The 1,253-nt window shown below is 47.7% G+C and carries 1 pseudogene; it reads left to right on the top strand.

The features are described from left to right. A pseudogene (locus ACH6CV_RS18065) lies at positions 1–1,253 on the top strand (hypothetical protein); the annotation flags it as partial.

Here is a 1,253-nt window from a genome sequence, read left to right as displayed (position 1 = left end):
TATTGAAGTTGATCCAGACGATCAAGGAAGCGCAGTATAAAGGCTTATATGCGGACTGCCAAGATGGCGCGGTGAGCGTTGGTCAATTCATTGAAGCAACTGAGGGCGAAAGCACGCGCACGGTCACGTTGCTCGAAGAATATTGCGATTTGCTCTTTAAAGCGCACAACGGTGAAATCGACGATAAGCCGCTGCGGAAGCAGTTGTATAAAATCGCAACCAGTGTGAAAACCGAACTGAAACCGAACAAATTCAAGGCACTTTTTCTGCCCTACTACGACAACACATGGGAAACCATGAAGAGCGTGTACGAAGCTTTTTCTTGCGACCCGATGTTTGAAACCCAAGTCGTGATCATGCCGATTCTGCGTAACACAAATGAAGGCGCAAAATTTGTTTGGGAGGACTACCTCAGCCCTATCGGTATCCACAACACTCACTATGACGCCTACGACATAGAGGAGGATCTGCCGGACGTCGTATTCTACAACCAACCGTATGATGGCGTCAACATTCCCAAATTCCAGTCCCAAAACATCCGAAAGTACGCGAATTTAATGGTCTATATACCATATGGTATATCCCCGGTCAATGTACTGGGTGAGGCATACGAGAAGAATTACACCGAATTGGAATCGATACAACGTTGCGATGTATATATTGCTCAGAGTGAATCTTTCCGTGAGAGGTATACCAAAGGTACTTCGTTACACAAAAAAGCATTGGCGCTCGGGAATCCGAAGTGCGATTCTCTGTATTTCGCCAAGACCCATGGAGAATTCACTCATTTTCCAGAATGGGAATCAGCCATTGGCAATCGCCGTGTAATCCTTTTAAACACGCACTACTCCTATATGCTCGAAGACGTTGCGCCGCATCCCGGCGTGCGTCGGCTCATTGATGCCGTTGCGGACAATGATGATCTGTTTCTGATTTGGAGACCGCACCCACAGGCGCTCCTAATGAAAATGTCTGCCTCAATGCAGGTTATGCTTGATTTTGCGCAAGCGCATGAACGAATGATCGTAGACCGAACGCCAAGCATTACACCCGCGTACATGTACGCCAATGCCGTTGTTTCGCTGTTTCCCAGCACTATCGTGATGGACGCACTGTTCCTCGACTTGCCAGTATTCCTCATGGGGTGCGAAGGTTATGAACATGTTCGAGATGGATATACAAAGCGGTTGTTTTACGACGCAATTACTCACGAGGACTTTGACAATCCATTGCCCAATGACGGCGCGAATGCC

Source organism: Anaerozeibacter quisquiliarum (assembly GCF_051162045.1).
Classification (GTDB): Bacteria; Bacillota; Clostridia; order Christensenellales; family Aristaeellaceae; genus Anaerozeibacter; species Anaerozeibacter quisquiliarum.
Note: the sequence above shows the minus strand (reverse complement) of the source record. Positions and strands in the feature narration are given on the sequence as shown.